General features: G+C 64.8%; 1 protein-coding gene and 1 pseudogene. Both read left to right on the forward strand.

Annotated features, from left to right (window positions below):
- Positions 1 to 344: TOBE domain-containing protein (locus EN914_RS36660; RefSeq protein WP_127389748.1), on the forward strand; the 344-nt coding region annotated here is incomplete at its 5' end.
- A gap of 5 nt (positions 345 to 349) precedes the next feature.
- A pseudogene (locus EN914_RS36665) lies at positions 350 to 928 on the forward strand (mandelate racemase/muconate lactonizing enzyme family protein); the annotation flags it as partial.

The following is a 928-nucleotide window of genomic DNA, read 5'->3' on the forward strand; positions in this document are numbered from 1 at the left end:
TTTTCGCCAGCGGCGAGAAGCTGCCGCTGCCCGGCCAGTTCAAGGCCAATGTCGCGACCGGCGACAAGGTCGTGTTCGGGCTGCGGCCGGACGACATCTACCCGACCGGCCATGGCATCAGTTCCGGTGGCGCGGCCGATGTCCACCAGATCGAGCTGCCGATCACGGTCACCGAACCGCTCGGCAACGAGACGCTGGTGTTCGTTGAATTCAACGGCACGGACTGGGTGTCGCGCATGCTGAACCCGAGGCCACTGCGGCCGGGCGAGCGGGTCGCCATGAGCCTCGACATGTCGCAGGCGCATCTGTTTGCCACTGAGACCGGAAAGACATTGCGGAGCTGATCGGCATGGCCAGAATCGAGAAAGTCGACCTTTGCATGGTGGACCTTGTGCCCAAGGTCAAGCGCACCGACGCGATCCAGAGCTTCGTCAGCCAGGAAACGCCGATCGTCACGATCACCGATTCCGACGGTGCGGTCGGCACCGGTTACAGCTACACGATCGGCACCGGCGGTTCGTCGGTGATGCGGCTGCTCTCGGACCATCTGGTGCCGCGCCTGATCGGCCGCGATCCCGACATGATCGAGGCGATCTGGCACGATCTCGAATTCGCCACGCATGCCACGACCATCGGGGCGATCACCGCGATCGCCATCGCGGCGATCGATACCGCACTGTGGGATCTGCGGGCCAAGAAGCAAAACCTGCCGCTGTGGAAACTCGCCGGCGGCGCCAAGGATCGTTGTCCGCTTTACACCACCGAAGGCGGTTGGCTGCACATCGAGACGCAGGCGCTGGTCGACGATGCGCTGGCCGCCAAGGCGAAGGGATTTCGCGGCTCGAAAGTCAAGATCGGCAGGCCGCACGGGTCGGAGGATCTTGCCCGCCTGTCGGCGGTGCGCAAGGCGGTCGGCGACGGCTACGAG

The sequence above is a fragment of the Mesorhizobium sp. M7A.F.Ca.CA.001.08.2.1 genome, from assembly GCF_003998455.1.
In the GTDB taxonomy this organism is placed as follows: domain Bacteria; phylum Pseudomonadota; class Alphaproteobacteria; order Rhizobiales; family Rhizobiaceae; genus Mesorhizobium; species Mesorhizobium ciceri.